Raw genomic sequence first — 17,747 nt, 5'->3', positions numbered from 1 at the left:
ACAGAATTAGATTAAAGGATAGTTTTTAACAAGTCTTTTACTTCACTAAGCATCATTGCTGTTGCACCCCATACTAAATGCCCTCCCAAATCATACGCAGGAACCTCTATATCAGAACCATAACTTGTATTTACTCTTTTTGAAACAACGTTAACGTCATCTAAAAAATCATCCAAACTAACTTCCAAAATAGCTTCTACCTCTTCTTCTTGCTTCACAAAACTTAGGGTGTCTTTAGAAATCCCTATAAACGGTTGCACAAAAAAATTACTTGGAGGAATATAAATTTGTGTCATTTCCTTTAAAACCTCTATTTTATCAAGAGCAACTCCAACCTCTTCATTAGTCTCTCTTAAAGCAGCTGCTTTAAATGTTTCATTCCCTTCCAGTTTACCTCCAGGAAACCCTACTTGAGCAGAGTGAACACCTTTATAAGTTTTACGCAATATTAAAACCAAATGGGTTTTACGGGTTTTACTAGGATAAAACAAAGCCAAAACAGCAGACTGTTTTGCAGTCTTTATTTTCTCCTTTTGAGCTGCTATAAGCTTTTCCCTATAAGGAGGCGACATTTTAAATTGGGAAGCTTCAGCTGGGAGCGGTATTTTTTTTATTTTTACCACTGATTCAATAAATGTGTCGAAATTCATTTTACAAAACCATTAATGGGCATTTAATTATATTTTAATGAAACAAATACTATTGCTTTGTTCGCTTTTATTTTTTATCGGTTGTGAAGATAAACAATCTCAACCTAAAAAAGTAACGCTAAAAAAACCTAAAGTAACTGTTATAAAAAAAGAAACAAAAAACATTGAAATAGATAGTTCTAAACTCACTTTAGAGGAACGTTTTTTACCTCTAAACGATAAAAATGCAATGGATTTCTTTTTAGAATATGAAAAAGAAAATAAAGAAAATAAAGTCCGCCTCTATACCTCTTTTGGTAATATAGACATTTTACTTTTTGATAAAATTAAATTCCATAGAGCAAATTTCATTTTCTTAGTCAAAAATAAAGTATTTGATGGTACTCAATTTCATCGGGTTGTTAAAGATTTTGTTATTCAAGGCGGAAATTCAGACAGTAAAAAGGTTATAAAAAGGAGAAAAAAAATAGGCAAATATTTATTACCTCCAGACGCCAAACGTGGTTACAAACACCATAGAGGTGTTATTTCTATTCCGAGTAGCGAAATTGAAAAAGCGTATAAGCTTGCCTCGCCTTTTGAGTTTTTTATTACGCAATCCAATCAATATCATTTAGATAAAAACTACACTATTTTTGGTAAAGTAATAAAAGGGATGGATGTTGTAGATACCATTGCAAATCAAGAAACAGATTCTGGAGATTGGCCTATACATAATATTTATATTACTAAAGTTGAAATTATTGAATAACCCAACCTGTTGTTTTTAAACATTCGTGAAGCTATATTTTGTTTTACATCAACATAAAAATACGCACTTATGCATTTGTAAATAAAAACACTTAAATAGTTCATTAAAATTATTTTTTGAATATCAAATTTATACAAATTAAAAAACCGCTCTTATGCAACTCGTTTTCGCGACCAACAACCTCAATAAATTAAAAGAAGTTCAAAGCTTAGTGCCATCACACATAAAATTATTGAGTTTAAAAGATATAGAATGCCTAGAAGATGTTCCTGAAACGCAACTAACAATAAAAGGTAATGCCATACAAAAAGCAAAATACATACACACAAACTATGGTTACAATTGTTTTGCAGACGACACAGGTTTAGAAGTCGATGCCTTAAACGGAGCTCCTGGTGTTTTTTCTGCCCGCTATGCTGGAGCACAACGTAATGCGACAGACAATATGGATTTGTTATTACATAATTTAAAAACCAAAACCAATAGAAAAGCTCAATTTACAACTGTAATAGCACTACATTTAAATACTAAAATAGAAACATTTACAGGGCATTGTGAAGGAGAAATAACGTCCCGTAAATTTGGTGAGAAAGGCTTTGGATACGATCCCATTTTTAAACCCAATGGATATACAAAAACATTTGCAGAAATGGATTTAGAGATTAAAAACAAAATTGGGCATCGAGGAAAAGCTGTAACGCAACTGGTAGCCTTTTTAAATAGCTTATAATTTTATTTTGAAAAGTTTTTTCCAATGATAATGCTTCGTTATTTTATTTCTATATAGTTATTATAAATTATACTTTTTAGGCCTAACCAAAAATTAAGGTTTAATATTTTGAGCTATTTTAACTCTATAAAAAAGAAACTTTTTATAGAGTTAAAAATAAATGCGTACATTTGCAGGCTGAAAGCTTAAGGGCTTTATTTTTTATTCCTCAGAGTGAGGATGTGTTACTAGAAGTTTTAGGTTAAGTATGTTCGATGCGCTTCTTTATGTAACACCAACATAATATAATGCCATTGAATACTTATTACAAGAATGAACACATTCCAAGATTTAGGTCTTAACGAAGACCTATTAAAAGCCATTACAGATTTAGGTTTCGAAAAACCAAGTGAAGTCCAAGACAAAGCCATTCCTATTCTATTAGAAGAAGATACCGATTTGGTTGCTTTGGCACAAACGGGAACAGGTAAAACTGCTGCATTTGGTTTCCCAATGCTACAAAAAATAGATGTAAATAGCCGAACCACACAAGGTTTAATCCTCTCGCCTACACGTGAGCTTTGCTTACAAATTGCTAATGAGATGAAACAATATGGTAAGTATTGTAAAGGGTTAAATGTAGTTGCAATCTATGGTGGCTCTAGTATTACAGATCAAGCACGAGAGGTAAAGCGAGGCGCACAAATTATTGTAGCAACCCCTGGTCGTATGAAAGATATGATTAGTCGCCGTTTGGTAGATATTTCTAAAATTCAATTTTCGGTTTTAGATGAAGCCGATGAAATGCTGAATATGGGATTTAAAGAAGATATCACAGATATTCTTTCCCATACTCCTGAAGATAAAAATACCTGGTTATTCTCTGCAACAATGCCTAGAGAAGTTGCTGCCATTGCTAAAAACTTTATGTACAACCCACAAGAGATTACGGTTGGTCATAAAAACCAAAGTACAAATAATGTATCGCATGAATACTATTTGGTGAATGCACGTGATCGTTACCAAGCATTAAAACGCTTAGCCGATGCCAATCCAGACATCTTCTCTGTTATTTTTTGTCGTACAAAACGAGACACTCAAAAAGTAGCCGAACAATTAATTGAAGACGGTTACAGTGCTGGAGCATTACACGGGGATTTAAGTCAAAATCAACGCGACATTGTAATGAAACAATTTAGAACCAAACAAATACAAATGTTGGTAGCAACAGATGTTGCAGCTCGAGGTATTGATGTCGATAATATTACACACGTTATTAATTACCAATTAAGTGATGAAGTAGAAACCTATACACACCGTTCTGGAAGAACAGGTCGCGCTGGAAAAACAGGGGTCTCTATGGTTATTGTTTCAAAAAGTGAGGTCCGTAGACTTAAAAGCATTGAACGTATTATAAACAAAAAATTTGAGCTAAAGGAAATTCCTAACGGAATGGAAATTTGCGAAGTGCAATTAATGTCTTTAGCAAATAAAATTCATAATACAGAAATTAATCACGAAATAGACAAATACTTAGAAGATATTAATGCTTTATTTAGCGATACTAGTAAAGAGGAATTGATTAAAAAGTTTTTCTCTGTAGAATTTACACGTTTCTTTAATTATTATCAAAAAGCTAAAGACCTTAATGTAAAAGCGGGAAGTCGCGATTCTGGAAGAGAACACAAAACAAATGGTAGTGCCGCACGTTTCTTTATTAACGTTGGAGAAAAAGACGGGTTCGATTGGATGAAACTGAAAGATTTCTTAAAGGAACAACTGGCCTTAGGTCGTGATGATGTATTTAAAGTCGATACAAAAGACACCTTCTCTTTCTTTAATACAGAAAAAGAACACCAAGAGAAAGTATTAAGTTTCTTTACCGACTTTAAACACAACGGCAGATTTGTAAATGTTGAAATAACTGAAGACAGACCTAATCGCGGTGGTAGAGGTCGTGGCGGAAACAGAAGACGCGATGACAAAAGAAATGGTGGAGACAGAAGACGTAATGATAAACGCTCTGGAAGCCCAAGAGGAGATAGAAAACGCAATGGGGAATATACAGAATCCCGTTCTAGACGTTCTGATTCAGGCTCTGGAAACTCAGGAACATCAAGACCTAGACGTTCTAGACGTTAACCTTTTTGTTAATTTTAAGTCAAATTAGTAAGATAAAAGTACTAAATAACGTTTTGTTTAGTACTTTTATAACTTATTACATATAAATATGAAGCATTTTTTAATCTTACTCTCTTTACTTATTGGTACTACATTTTGTCATGCGCAGGATGAAAATGAAAACACAGTAGTAAAAGGTACGATTGTAGATGCTTCTACAGATAAAATACTAGAAGGGGTTAATATTGTAAATATTAATCAAGTTATTGGGACTTCTACGAATAAGGATGGTGAGTTTAAATTAAGGGCTAAAACTAACGATACCTTGCATTTGTCGTACTTAGGTTATAAATCTATTAAAGTTAGAGTAACCAATGACTGGATAAAATTTGGGAACTCTAAAATTACACTAACAGAACTAGCCTTAGCCTTAGAAGAAGTTGTTGTTTCCAATCTAAGATTAACTGGATATCTAGAAGTAGACATTAAACAAGTTGCAGTAAATACCAATTACCGCTATAGTATCTCTGGACTATCTACTGGTTATGAAGCTGGCGATAACTCGCCAAACGCAGTAACCAAAGTTTTAGGCTCAATATTCAATCCTTTGGATTTTTTATATAACACCTTTGGAAAAAAAGGTAAAGAGCTGCGTAAACTTAAACAAATGAAGCAAGATGATGAAATTAGAAACATCTTAGCGTCCCGTTTTGATAGAGAAATGTTAATGGTACTCCTACAAGTAAGTAAAGTTGACTTAGACGAAATTGTAGCACAATGTAATTACTCAAAAGAATTTATAACTACAGCAAACGATCTTCAAATATTAGATGCCATAAGCGAATGCTATGAAGAGTACAAAATATTAAGCAGAAACAAAAAAAAGCGCTTATAAAAAGTATTGCTTAAGGAGTAATATTATCCATTATAGAAACGTTCTACAATTTCATCATAACTCTTAATCGTTTTCTTACACCAATCCAATCGCTTTTCAAGCTGTTCAGCTTCAGTTAGCCTCCAATCTATATCTGTTTGTTTTAATTTAGCAGTAACATCTTGTAAAATAATTGCCGCAGAAACAGATATGTTCAAACTTTCTGTAAACCCCGCCATTGGTATTTTTAAAAAGACATCTGCTTCATCCAATACATCCTGAGATAATCCAGCTGTTTCTCTCCCGAAGAAAAAACAAGATTTCTTAGAAACATCAAATTCATGTAACATACACTCATTTGTATGTGGTGTCGTCGCTACAATTTGATAACCATCCGCTCTAACGGCTTGTATACAGTCTTTTATTGTATGATAACGATTCAAATCCACCCATTTCTGAGCTCCCATAGCAATCTCTCTATCTATACGCTTAGAATTTCGTTCCTCTACGATATTCACTTCTTGCACACCAAACACATCACAACTTCTAATAACAGCACTAGTATTATGCAACTGGTACACATCTTCTGTGGCTACTGTAAAATGCTTGGTTCGTTGTTTTATAACCTTTTGAAAACGCTCCAAACGGTGTGCTGTAAGGTACGTTTCTAAATGCTCTAAAAGTGCTCTATCTATCATTTGCTAATTAAAGTTTATCGAATGTAATAAAATTGTATGAATTCTTAGCCTCGTAAGCTGCACAATAATCCTTACATTTATGAAATTAAATAAATTTAAAGTATATTCCATTTTTATGGAGTATTATTATGAAACACATCGTTGTATTAACAGGCGCTGGTATAAGTGCGGAAAGCGGAATAAAAACATTTAGAGATGACAATGGCCTATGGGAAGGGCATAATGTAATGGAAGTCGCTTCTCCAGAAGGGTTTGCTGCCAACCCTAAATTAGTTTTCGATTTTTATAATCAACGCCGTAAACAACTTTTAGAAGCAGCTCCCAACTCTGCTCATTTGGATCTCGCTAATCTTGAAAAAGAATTTAACGTAACCATAATCACTCAAAATGTAGACGATTTACACGAGCGTGCTGGTAGTACCAATATTTTACATTTACACGGCGAATTACTTAAAGTACGCTCTGTAAAAAATGAAAACAAGATCTATAAGTGGCCTAAACCTCTTAATCTTGGGGATTTGGATGCTAAAGGAAATCAGCTACGCCCACATATTGTATGGTTTGGGGAAGCTGTCCCAATGCTAAATAAAGCTGTAGATGTTTGTAATACTGCAGATATTTTTCTGGTTATAGGCACGAGTATGCAAGTTTACCCTGCGGCAAGTTTAATTCACTACGTCCCCGAAAATACGCCTATTTATGTTATTGATCCCAACCCCGCATTAACGGCAAAAGAAAATGTAACTCTAATTGCTAAACCTGCAACCCAAGGCATGAAGTCTTTTATTAATTTTATACAATAATATACCATTAAAAGCCTCTATTAAACCTAGCCCCTTTTCAATGAAACTATTCTTTCACCTACTTTTTCTCTTATTTTTAAACATACTATACAGTCAAGAGCATAATTCTATTATTTCATTTTCCGATAAGTTATTGGTAAAATTTAACATGAATACACAGAATGAATCGTTTTCGATACAAGACAGCGCTGAAGATAATTTTACTATTAACGCCAATAATGTTTATAGAGTTCAAATTTCTGCCAATTATAAGTTTTTAGGCTTGAGTATTGGTTTTTCTCCCAGTAATAAAGGGACTGACTTTAAGTCCTCTTTTCGCGATTATCAATTGCGTCTTTTTTTAGGACAATGGATTCAGAATTTTCAATACCGAAAAGTTCAGGGCTTTTATGATGAAGGTATTAATCCTAATGATTTAGATTTACAATTCCCCCATTTAAAAACCACTTTTTGGGGTGGCGCAACCTCCTTTGTTATAAATCCAGAGTTTTCTCTAAGACATCTTTTATATCTTACTGAATGGCAAAGGGAAAGTACGGGCAGTTTTATTCCTACGGTTAGATATGGCTTCAATAGACTTTCAGACAAATTAGAAGATGGCGATAGCGTTCAAAATAATTTTGATATAGCCATTACTCCTAGCTATTACTACACTTGGATTGTAAATTCAAATTGGTTTATTTCCTCCTCCTTATCACCTGCCATTGGCTTAAGGTTTAGCACCGATAAATCTAATGATAGCAATATAAAAAGTACCCACATTACTAAAGCAATAGATTTAAGTCTTCAATTTGGTTACACCTCTAGCAAAATAAGTGCCGGCGCGCGTTTTAATTTTGACTCTAGTTCCGTAAATGAATCTGTAAAACGCAATGTTATCAACGACAAAAGTTACGCGAGTCTTTATGTTGGCTTTAGATTTACTCCACCTAGATATTTAGAAGAAAAAGTAGAATGGATAAATAGAAAACTGGGACTTTAAGTTTTCTGAAACCTCCATTTTTACTCCTATAGAAAGGTATCGTATATAAAGTTTTCTATCTAATATGATTTACAGCTGAGATACGACTCCAATTTAAATCCTTTTTTCTTCTTATTTAACGTCTCTTTTTCTTATTGGATTTAAATTTCGTCTTATGCTTACGTTGGTTAAAAGGTATAGCATCATCAAATGTGTGCTTGGGTTTATTTTTACTTTTATTTGTTCTCCAACCGTCACCTTCTGGAAGTAATACATTCAAAAGGTCTTTCCGCCCTAGTTTATTTAAAGTCTTATTTATCCAATCCTTATTTTCTTGTCGATACCAAAAGAAAAAACGGTGCTGCTCGTCTTTTTCTTTTTTTGTTTTTGGTGTTCGTGTTGGTTTTAAGGTATAAGGGTGATAACCACTATAATAAATAACGGTAGCTACCGTCATTGGTGTTGGTGTAAATCCTTGTACCTGTTCTAATTGAAACCCCATATCTTTAGTCTCGGCTGCTAAATTTGCCATATCTTCAACCTCACATGCTGGGTGGTTCGAAATAAAGTAGGGTATTAACTGAAGTTTTAATCCTTTCTTGATATTTATTTTATCGAAACGTTCCTTAAATTTATGAAAATAGGAAAAAGAGGGTTTACGCATTAATTTTAATACTGGGTCTGAAGTATGTTCTGGAGCCACCTTTAATCGTCCAGAAACATGCTTGGTCATAACCTCTTCAGTATAAGCGTCTAATTCTTTAGCATCTGCATTTTTATTAAATTCTGGCACTAACATATCATGACGAATACCACTTCCTATAAACGATTTTTTAATCTTTGGGTGTTTATCTACCGCTTGATATAATTGGGTTAATGGCTTGTGAGACGTATCTAAATTGCTACAAATTACAGGCGAAATACAAGATGGTGCCACACATTTGTCGCAAATAGACTGTATTTTCCCTTTCATTTTATACATATTGGCAGATGGCCCTCCAATGTCTGATAAATAGCCTTTAAAATCTGGCATATTCGCAACTTTATCAACTTCCTTTAGTACAGAGTCTTGGCTTCTACTGGCAATAAATTTTCCTTGATGGGCAGAAATAGTACAAAAACTACAGCCTCCAAAACAGCCTCGATGAATGTTTATTGAGAATTTAATCATCTCGAATGCTGGAATTGGCCCTCGTTTATTGTATTTAGGGTGTGGCAAACGGGTATATGGCAAATCAAAAGAAGCATCAATTTCATTTTCCGTCATCGTTGGATAGGGCGGATTAATCATTAATAGGCGCGCTCCAATCTCTTGAAAAATACGCCGAGCCCTCAATTTATTAGACTCTTGCTCTATGACTTTAAAATTTGCAGCAAACTTCTTTTTATCTTTTAAGCATAAATCGTGAGAATTAATACTAATATCCTCCCAATTGGCATTTTTAGGTACTTTATCTGCTTTATCTATTAAAACAGCTGTTTGTTTTATGGTTTTTAAGCTCGAAAAAGGCACGCCTTTTTGCAGTAATTCTACGATCTCTCGTAGGGGTTGTTCCCCCATACCATAGACTAGCATGTCTGCTTTGGAACTCTCTAATATAGAAGGCATTAATTTATCCGACCAATAATCGTAATGCGTAACACGACGTAAAGAAGCCTCGATCCCTCCTATTAAAACAGGTACGTCTGGAAACTTTTCTTTTAAAATATTAGAATACACCGTTGTAGCATAATCTGGACGAAAGCCAATATCCCCATTTGGAGTGTAAGCATCTTTATCTCTACGTTTTTTACTTGCTGTATAGTTACTTACCATAGGATCCATACACCCTCCGGTAATTCCAAAAAAGAGTCTTGGCACTCCTAATTTTGTAAAATCTTGAAGATTATCGGTAACACTAGGTTGTGGTACTATAGCAACCCGTAATCCATAACTTTCTAAAATACGTCCTATTACTGCAGGACCAAAGGATGGGTGATCCACATAGGCATCACCACTAAATAGAATAACGTCTAGCTCCTCCCAGCCTCTAATCTTAACTTCTTTATTAGTCGTGGGTAACCAATCTGACAGTCTATGTTGTTCCTTTTTCTCCTTCATTTTGCAAAAATACTGTATTTATAGCTCTTTTCACCTATTTTATAGGTTATCCTTCTTTTTCACACAACAAACACTACCCTTTGATTACAAGGGTATTACAATAAACCCCATCCTTACAGCATACATTTTTCTGTTATTTTCGCAACTAATTTAAGCGCATTTTAATCCGTTTCTTATAGCTATATACTGTTAGTATAAAAAACCGTTTACAATAAAAAACTAAACAAAAGCTCTAATTTCTTTTCATTAAACACTAGGTTTTAACATCAAATATCAATTTTTAAACACCATCTAAAATTAATTACTAGAGTTAATCTACTTACATAATCCTCATGAATTTTCTATTTGGTTTTGTATTTTCTAAATTTGCATAGGCTAGTCTTTAACTTGTGTAAACTATGTCCCTTAACGAACAAATACTTAAAAGATGTTGAAATGTCGATTACGGAAACAAACCTTTTTGAAGGTGATATAGAACTCACCTCAGCTGGACAATATGAAATCATTATTTATGCCTACAATGCTAAAAGTGGAAATACAGGAGTGGATAAGGTTAATTATGTCGTTTATGAATAAAAAGCAATCTATAAAGTCACACCAAGTATGATATCATGCCTTGGTTAACGATTGGATTAAAAAAATAATACTCTATGATCTCGCTATTGAAAGCCATTCTTATTAAGGTATTACACAATGGAAACCATAAAATATCAATACAAATAAAACGAAGCGTTTTGAAACAATTAACGCTGGGGAAACAAGTGTAAACGGAGTGCGGTAAAAACAGACTATTTTAGTGCTGCTGCTTGATCTTGTATTAATAACTATGGCTGAATAACAATTTGTAATGCTATATTAAAACACCCTTCTACAAACACTTAGTAATCAAAACAATGAAAACTATTTAAATTTTTGCCTAAATACTTCTGGAGAAAACCCTGTATGCTTTTTAAAAAATCTAATAAAATAGGAAACATCGGCATACCCCAAATAATCTGCTATCTGACTGATCTGGTTAGTTGTTGCCAAAAGACACCGTTTTGATTCTAATACAATCTGTGCATTTATAAGTTCTGAAACTGTTTTTCCTAAAGTTTGTTTTGTTATTGCATTTAACTGGTAGTTAGACAAATTTAAGATCTCGGCATATTGTGATACTTGTTTTTTACTTGAAATGTTTTGCTCTAAAAGCAGCAAAAAATCTTCGAGACGTTCTTGAGCATAGAGTGTTTTTTTTTCTAATATACCATTACTATTTTTTTGTAACCTTAGTAATTCTATAAATAAAATCCGAAGATAAGCGCGTATCACGTCTTTATATTCATCTGGTTTATTCTGGTACTCGTTAAAAATGGAGGTTAACAATACATTTAATTGTGAAAAATGAACTGCTTCTAACTGATAAAAATTTTCACTACTTACGTTTTGAAGTAAAGCATTCGTCTCTTTTTCAAAAGGCGTATAGAAATCTGTGCTAAATTGAATCATAAAACCAGCACTATCCTTTCTTAATTCTAACTGATGAACTTGCCCTGGACGGATAATAAAAATACTCTCACTGGAAACCTTATAGTTTACAAAATCTATCTCATGAGTTCCATATCCTTTTTTTAACACTAAAATAAAATAAAAATCATGTCTGTGTAACGCATGAATCATATCGTTACCATCTAACAGTTCTTGAAGGCTTTTTATATTAAAACACCCCTTTATGTTTGGTGTTATTGTAGAGGAACTTATATGTCTTATTGGTATGCATTCCATATTAAATTTGAACTAGAATACTTCAAATTTAGCTAAAAATAAGGACAGTTGGTTTATAATAATCTTATGACTTTCTATTTTATTGGGATTAATATTAAAACGTTCATTTTTCAGCTTCATCATTATATATAATACGGTAACACTTCCTTAGATTAATTACAGGAAACATCACCTTCATATTGCAACTAAATCTTAATTATAGAATTAGGGATTAATTCTAATTCGCATTCCAGATTCTATAACTTTCGTCATTACAAACTTATGTTTAATATCAAGAATAAGTGATTCTACTTTACCCAAAGTATTAATCTTGAAACGGATCTCCTCTCCTCTTAAAAAAGGAAAGCCCTTAAGGTCAAAACGATAGTTAGACAATGGGGTTAGCGCTGCAATAAAACGCCCAGACTCTCTGGCATATAACCTTTCATTTTCAAGATAGATTTCGATAATAGAATTATTATGAAAGCGATATTTTCCAATATAAGACAGAAGCCGTTTTCTGGAAATATTATACGGTTTAAGAATATCTGTTTCAATGATTTCTTTAATATTGGGTTTCGCAATTACTTCTATATCATTTTTAGATTTAAACGTTTTTAAGATTTCTATAAACTCATTATCACTTGAAATCTTATGTATTGGCACACCTTGATTATATAATACCCTAACCCTTTTTGTTATTGCACTTTTCAATTGCATTAATTGCTTTATCTCATCTATTTTACAGGAAACACCATGACCTGGCACTACAACTGTTTCTTCATTCGATAATGAAAGCGCCATTGTTAAGGCTTCTCTTCTCCCCTTTTGTCCTTGCGCCCCTGTATAGGTCATTTCTGCATTACTAAAATTATCGCCCATAAATAGCACATTACTATTAGGCAAATAAATAATTACAGAATCAAAAGTGTGACTTAGCACATGATATGCCTTAACCTCATTATGCCCTATTATTATCGATAGGAGCTTCTTAAATTTAACTTGATGAAAGGTCGGACTAAACTGTACATTTTCTTGAGCAATAATAGTTGCTCCCATTTTATAAAAAAAGGAATTCCCGCCGCTATGGTCTCCATGATAATGCGTATTAATAACATACTTAATAGGCAATTTAGAAATGGTTCTAATTGCTGCGAGTAATTTTTTAGAGGCCCTATTATTCATTGCGTCAATTAGTAATATCCCTTCGCTACCTATAACCATCCCGATATTAGCACCACAGCCTTTTCCACTAAAGGTATACACTTGATTTGTTATTTTTTTTATGGTAATTTCTGTTTCATTTGCATATACTACAAAAGCCATTAACAAATGTAATCCCAATAAAAACTGCTTAAAATTCCAATGTTTCATCATTTACAGTGTTATAATTTTAAAATACTATTATGAGAAAAACTATTAATCTATAGTTTAGAGGTTTATTTAATCGCAAATAACATTTAATTCTTGATCATTAGACTTTATAAGACTTGGAATATTTTGACCACCAAAAATCTTAATACACACTAATTCGGGGTTCCCATTTATGGTTAAATTAATTAAGTTATTCAACCCACTTACATCAAGAGACGATAATTGGTTATTAGAAAAATAAAGGGTTTCTAAATTTGTATTTAGCTCCAAATTAATATTCTGAATCGTATTACCGGAAAGGGCTAACGTTTCAAGCAGAGGATTTGTATTAAAATTAACCTCAAAGAGGTTATTCGTTTGCGCCAAAACAGTTTTTAAGCTTGCCGCGTTTTGTGTATTTAACGATGTAAGAAGATTATTTTTTACATATAGTGTTTCTAAAGCTGTATTATGAATATTTAATTCACTTAATAAGTTATTAGACAGACTCAACCATTTTAAACCTGGGGCTTCATCTAATCCCTCAATAGTAGTAAGATCGTTTACCCTCAGATTCAACTGGATTAATTGAGTATTATAACTAACATCGATATTTTTAATTAGATTACCTGAAAGATCTAAAGTATCTAAAAAAGTATTATACATTAAATTAACAGTAGTTAAATTATTTCCTGAAGCCGATAATTTTGTTATATTTATAAAGCCTTCAATACCTGATAAATCTTCGATAACCTCATTATTGTAACTATCTAATATTAAAGCAGAAACCTTTTCCGCATCTGTTTTAAGTATTTTTTGATTAATAACACCATCGGAATCTATTTCTAGGCTTATCAATTTTGTTTCAAATTGCAGGTCAGGAATGTTTAGATAAATACCTTCCGTATTATTATTATTATTGTTATTGTTATCGTTGTTATGCACACTATCACTATTATCACTTGAACAGGCCATAGAAAGACAAGAGCAAAACATGCATATAGAAATTGTTTTTATTAGGTTTAAATAATTAAAGTTGAACAACATTTGATGCCTCATATTTATTAATAATTATTGTATTTATTTTTACGTTTTTGTTAGATTATGTCAAGTAATTAGATATTTATTTTCTAATAGAGGTATTCTTCTAATACTGTATGCTCTCCATTTTCAAATGCCCTAAAATAGTTATCCCCGTCAATATACAATCCTTCTGCGCTCAATTTAGGAAAGTGTTTATAATAATCTTGAGGGTGCTTTACATCTATAGCAATTACTTTGCCTTGGTATTGGCTATTTACTTTTGATTGCAAAGTGTGCCCTACAATTACGGTCTTGGCATTAAAACACTTAAGTCCCTTATCTACATCCTCCTGTGTTAGGTTATCTTTAAAATAACCACGATACCAAAAAGGAGCTGTTTTTGGAGAGATTAAAAACTCTGTTGTTTGATCTCTATTTTTACTGGCATAATAAGGCTTGTAATAATGATCCCTTATTATTTTATTAATTTGAGAAATATGAAGTCCCGTTTCTGAAATTTCTGGATGTATTCCCGCATGTACAAACAAATTCCCATTTATAAGTTCTATCGTATTTTTACTAGCTAACCATTGCCCTAAAATAGAATTCTTACTATAGAATTCGTATTGCTTTTTTCCTAAAATTGCAGCAACCTTATTGTATTTAAATTTAGCATAAGTATGGTTTCCTTGCATGTTCATAATTTCATGATTCCCTAAAATATAATGCACATTACCGCCACTTTTTTTAGCTTCTTGTTCTAGCTTATAAATAAACCATAAAACTTGAGTTGAAAAGTAACTCCTATCAATAAAATCGCCTACTAATACTAAATGATTTTTCCCAAAAACCCAATTCAGGTTATGGTCAATAACGCGATTGCTAATAAGAAAATCTCTAAACGTTTTATAATTGCTTTCAATATCAGAAATAGCTAAAATTTTATTTTTATCATTATAAATAGTTTTAGGAGATTCAAATTTCGAATCTAGCCTGAAAGTAAATTCGGTAGCATCTATGGGGTATTGACATTTTAAAAAAGTAACTGAGTCTAAAAAATGTTTTTTCTGTTCAAGGTAAAAGCCCTTTTCATCGTTTCCTTTAATATAGTTAACACTAACTAAACTATCATTTATATAGAAAACATAAGGGCCTTCATTTTCTAAATTTAGGACTAGAGTATTTTTATCGTAATTTATAATGTGCCCTGCAAATAAACCAATTGCAGAAAAAACAAAACCTCCTATTATTACAGTTAGGAGTATGTGTTTTAAATACCTTAATATACTTTTATTCATCCTTTTCTATTTTATTAACTTACCTTGTATCATCATTAAACAAATCGTCAATAAACCTCTCTTTTTAGTCTTTAAAACAGTAGCTATAATAACTCTATTTAATGAACTCAAAAATTAAGCCTTAATAACATTGTTTTTTCTTGCTGAAAAAACAATGTTATTTTTATACTTTTTTGACTCTCCTTATGCTTTCTATCCTTTAAATTGAAAGATCATTTTTTAATGTATTTGACGCCGCCTTCAATACTATTAGTCCACCCACTCTTTTCTTCTATAACGGGAGTTAAACTTTCTATTTCTTCTCTTGATGAAAATTTAAAAACGAAGTAATTGTTTGCAGCACCTTTCAAGGCAAACTTAACGTTAGAGCGCGCGCTAAGCTGAAAGAGAAATGCACCTTCTTTCCTTGCAAATAATCTATTGTCTTTTAGTATGATCTCTATAATACTATTGTCTTTTAATTCATAAACCCCTAAATAGGTCATTAACTGATTATCTAACAAGTTACAATAACTCTCAAGCTCATCTTCTAACACCTCTCTAATCAAGTCTATTAGGTGTTTTTTAAACCTTGGATAAGCTTCTAAACCACTGATAATGCTATCAATCCCCTTATCTCTTGCAATTGCTTCAGCAGGCATTCCCTTAGCGCTTAACTCCTTTATTCGTTTTGTAAAATCTATATGAATTTTGCTGATTTTAATAAGCTCTTTTTTATTACTCAAGAAGTGTTTTGGATTTTTAGAGGTATTACCCGAAACAATAATTGTACTTTCATTAGAAAAAGCGAGCGCACTATCTATTCCTTTTAAATGTCCATCAAGGCCATTGGGTCCAGTAGGTGTAAGCCAGTGGCTTTTAAAACCATCACTCATAAAAAGCACATTCCTTTTCTCAAGAAAAACATCTATATGATCTAAAGTGTGTGCTGGTGTGTGATATGCTGTTACGATTTCACTCCCTATTGGAATGGAAATTGTGTTCTCAAAAAGTATTTCACAATAAGCTGACGAGTATTTAAGGTTTTCATGTGAAAAAATAGTAGCACCACGATCTGAAAAATATTTATTTGCATGATGATTATAGCGATCAGAGTCCCCATTAATAACATATTTTATAGGCTTATCTGTTATTTTTTTTACTTCCGACTCTAAAGAAGCCGCACTGCCAAGCATCATAGAATTAATAAGTAAAACCTCTTGATCACCAATAACAACTCCTAGATTCCCATTATTAAATCCGTCCCATATTTCTGTAAAAATGTAAACATTTTCATTTACTTTTTTAATTGAATAGGTAGCAACCTTAGCAAATACAGTATTTGAAAAACAAAATGCTATCGTTAATATCGTAATTTGTGATAATACTGCAGTTCTTTTCATATTTTATGGGTTCTAATTTAAGCTTATTTGTATGATTTATTATTCTAACTTTAGCTAATAAATTAGCCTCAAAGGTCTTAATTGGAACACTTTTAAACTTGTAAAAAACAGACATTATATAAAAATGTAAGGATATTGGCTTATTCCCACCTGAGATAAACGACTAAAAAAATCTTTAGGTTTTTCCCCTGTTAAGGCTCTGAATTCGTTTGAAAAATGTGAAGAATCGTAATAATCTGTGTTTAAACAGAGCTCGGTTAAACTCATTTCTTTTTGTATCATTTTAATTGAGTTTCTAAATCTTAATGTTTTTTTAAATTGAATAGGAGAACATCCAGTATACTTATGAAAAAGTCTATTAATCGTTCTTTCGGGTATTTTAGAACTCTCAGCAATTTCTTTTATTTTTAAAGACAGGTCCTTTTCCATTTTATTAATAACATATTCTATTACACTTAAATCTTTATGATGTAATTGCGATAATAGAAACTGCTCCAAAAATTCAATTCTATGGCTTTCTTGTAAACTAAACATTTTCCTTGCAAAGGATTCCCACACCGTATCCTTAAGAAATTGAAAGGGTTGTCCCGCTATAGCGTTAAAATTATCTTTAAAAAAATAATTCAGTCCTAAGCTTGTAAAATTTATGGCTACCTCATCTATACACTCTTTATAACTAAGCAATAATGGCTTAGAATATTTACCCAAAACAACAATAGGATACAATCCTTTGTCTTTTTTGGTTACTTCTACCTTAAAATCTTTATAAACGATATTGGCCTGAGATAAAAAAGCGATAGCACTTTTATTATGTGGAAAAGCAAAATAATTAACTGTTTTAAATCGGTCTTTATTTATTACCGTAAAATCGGATACATATTGATTTAATATTTTAGATTTAGGCTTAAATATATCATACATATTTTTGCTTATTGTTAAGCTAGGTTAATGGTTTCAAATCGTAATGAATACTAATGCAAAAATGAGACTCCTAAAAAGAATAAAAGTTAAGGTAGTTTAAGAAATGATAATAAATACTACTATTCTCAATCCCTTTTTACTTATTTACTAAAAACATCACACAACCTATAAAATGTTACACAACAATACTAAAACACACCGCAATCAAAAATATTCCTTTAAAGTTGAAAGCTTTTTGTTTAAGGCGATTGTATGCACCGCAAAATTATTAATACATTTAAGTTGTCGGGAAACATGCTAGGGTTTTACGTTTATAAATCACTAAAAACGCCGTATTTACCACAAAAAAAGTAAAAAAA

Annotated in this window: 16 protein-coding genes; 7 read left to right on the top strand and 9 right to left on the bottom strand. The window is 32.1% G+C overall.

The window, feature by feature from the left end; genetic code table 11:
- Nucleotides 1–11 precede the first annotated feature (11 nt).
- The gene (locus AC2D8I_RS05600; protein WP_484705008.1) at nucleotides 12–650 is read right to left on the bottom strand and encodes an NUDIX hydrolase; all 639 of its coding nucleotides are present in this window, start codon (nucleotides 648–650) and stop codon (nucleotides 12–14) included.
- 37 nt (nucleotides 651–687) lie between these two features.
- Between AC2D8I_RS05600 and AC2D8I_RS05595 the strand changes: the two genes are divergently transcribed.
- From AC2D8I_RS05595 to AC2D8I_RS05580, 4 genes are all read left to right on the top strand, one after another.
- Complete coding sequence (locus AC2D8I_RS05595; RefSeq protein WP_484705007.1) at nucleotides 688–1,401, top strand: peptidylprolyl isomerase; 714 nt, start codon at nucleotides 688–690, stop codon at nucleotides 1,399–1,401.
- Between the two features lie 154 nt (nucleotides 1,402–1,555).
- Nucleotides 1,556–2,131 carry a non-canonical purine NTP diphosphatase gene (locus AC2D8I_RS05590; RefSeq protein WP_484705006.1) on the top strand — a complete coding sequence of 192 codons (576 nt, stop codon included), beginning with the start codon at nucleotides 1,556–1,558 and terminating at the stop codon, nucleotides 2,129–2,131.
- A 312-nt stretch (nucleotides 2,132–2,443) separates the two neighbouring features.
- Nucleotides 2,444–4,252 carry a DEAD/DEAH box helicase gene (locus tag AC2D8I_RS05585; protein ID WP_484705005.1) on the top strand — a complete coding sequence of 603 codons (1,809 nt, stop codon included), beginning with the start codon at nucleotides 2,444–2,446 and terminating at the stop codon, nucleotides 4,250–4,252.
- Nucleotides 4,253–4,340: 88 nt separating this feature from the next.
- Nucleotides 4,341–5,126 (top strand): carboxypeptidase-like regulatory domain-containing protein, encoded by a 786-nt coding sequence (locus tag AC2D8I_RS05580; RefSeq protein WP_484705004.1) that lies wholly within the window; start codon nucleotides 4,341–4,343, stop codon nucleotides 5,124–5,126.
- A 23-nt stretch (nucleotides 5,127–5,149) separates the two neighbouring features.
- Here the strand turns inward: AC2D8I_RS05580 and AC2D8I_RS05575 are convergent, their stop codons facing one another.
- Nucleotides 5,150–5,803: a TrmH family RNA methyltransferase gene (locus AC2D8I_RS05575; protein WP_484705003.1), complete on the bottom strand. Its 654-nt coding sequence runs from the start codon at nucleotides 5,801–5,803 to the stop codon at nucleotides 5,150–5,152.
- 128 nt (nucleotides 5,804–5,931) lie between these two features.
- Between AC2D8I_RS05575 and AC2D8I_RS05570 the strand changes: the two genes are divergently transcribed.
- Nucleotides 5,932–6,606, top strand: coding sequence for an SIR2 family NAD-dependent protein deacylase (locus AC2D8I_RS05570; RefSeq protein WP_484705002.1), 675 nt, complete (start codon nucleotides 5,932–5,934; stop codon nucleotides 6,604–6,606).
- A gap of 40 nt (nucleotides 6,607–6,646) precedes the next feature.
- Entirely contained in the window at nucleotides 6,647–7,588 is a 942-nt protein-coding gene (locus AC2D8I_RS05565; protein WP_484705001.1) for a DUF4421 family protein, read from the top strand.
- Between the two features lie 115 nt (nucleotides 7,589–7,703).
- On the opposite strand, the gene AC2D8I_RS05560 is transcribed toward AC2D8I_RS05565, so the two are convergent.
- The gene (locus AC2D8I_RS05560; RefSeq protein ID WP_484705000.1) at nucleotides 7,704–9,668 is read right to left on the bottom strand and encodes a YgiQ family radical SAM protein; all 1,965 of its coding nucleotides are present in this window, start codon (nucleotides 9,666–9,668) and stop codon (nucleotides 7,704–7,706) included.
- A 435-nt stretch (nucleotides 9,669–10,103) separates the two neighbouring features.
- On the opposite strand from AC2D8I_RS05560, the gene AC2D8I_RS05555 reads away from it, so the two are divergent.
- Nucleotides 10,104–10,244 carry a hypothetical protein gene (locus AC2D8I_RS05555; RefSeq protein WP_484704999.1) on the top strand — a complete coding sequence of 47 codons (141 nt, stop codon included), beginning with the start codon at nucleotides 10,104–10,106 and terminating at the stop codon, nucleotides 10,242–10,244.
- A gap of 324 nt (nucleotides 10,245–10,568) precedes the next feature.
- Here AC2D8I_RS05555 and AC2D8I_RS05550 read toward each other — a convergent pair whose 3' ends face one another.
- The 6 genes from AC2D8I_RS05550 to AC2D8I_RS05525 form a co-directional block, all read right to left on the bottom strand.
- The gene (locus AC2D8I_RS05550) at nucleotides 10,569–11,432 is read right to left on the bottom strand and encodes an AraC family transcriptional regulator (RefSeq protein WP_484704998.1); all 864 of its coding nucleotides are present in this window, start codon (nucleotides 11,430–11,432) and stop codon (nucleotides 10,569–10,571) included.
- Nucleotides 11,433–11,636: 204 nt separating this feature from the next.
- A complete protein-coding gene (locus AC2D8I_RS05545) occupies nucleotides 11,637–12,788 on the bottom strand; it encodes an MBL fold metallo-hydrolase (RefSeq protein ID WP_484704997.1) in 1,152 nt (383 codons plus the stop codon).
- A 66-nt stretch (nucleotides 12,789–12,854) separates the two neighbouring features.
- Nucleotides 12,855–13,760 (bottom strand): hypothetical protein, encoded by a 906-nt coding sequence (locus tag AC2D8I_RS05540; protein WP_484704996.1) that lies wholly within the window; start codon nucleotides 13,758–13,760, stop codon nucleotides 12,855–12,857.
- Nucleotides 13,761–13,894: 134 nt separating this feature from the next.
- Nucleotides 13,895–15,085 carry a metallophosphoesterase gene (locus AC2D8I_RS05535; RefSeq protein ID WP_484704995.1) on the bottom strand — a complete coding sequence of 397 codons (1,191 nt, stop codon included), beginning with the start codon at nucleotides 15,083–15,085 and terminating at the stop codon, nucleotides 13,895–13,897.
- A 212-nt stretch (nucleotides 15,086–15,297) separates the two neighbouring features.
- On the bottom strand, nucleotides 15,298–16,467 hold the full coding sequence (locus AC2D8I_RS05530; RefSeq protein WP_484704994.1) for an MBL fold metallo-hydrolase: 1,170 nt from the start codon (nucleotides 16,465–16,467) through the stop codon (nucleotides 15,298–15,300).
- A 114-nt stretch (nucleotides 16,468–16,581) separates the two neighbouring features.
- The gene (locus tag AC2D8I_RS05525; protein WP_484704993.1) at nucleotides 16,582–17,388 is read right to left on the bottom strand and encodes a helix-turn-helix domain-containing protein; all 807 of its coding nucleotides are present in this window, start codon (nucleotides 17,386–17,388) and stop codon (nucleotides 16,582–16,584) included.
- Nucleotides 17,389–17,747 lie beyond the last annotated feature (359 nt).

The sequence above is a fragment of the Lacinutrix sp. YIN62 genome (assembly GCF_057219185.1).
Note: the sequence above shows the minus strand (reverse complement) of the source record. Positions and strands in the feature narration are given on the sequence as shown.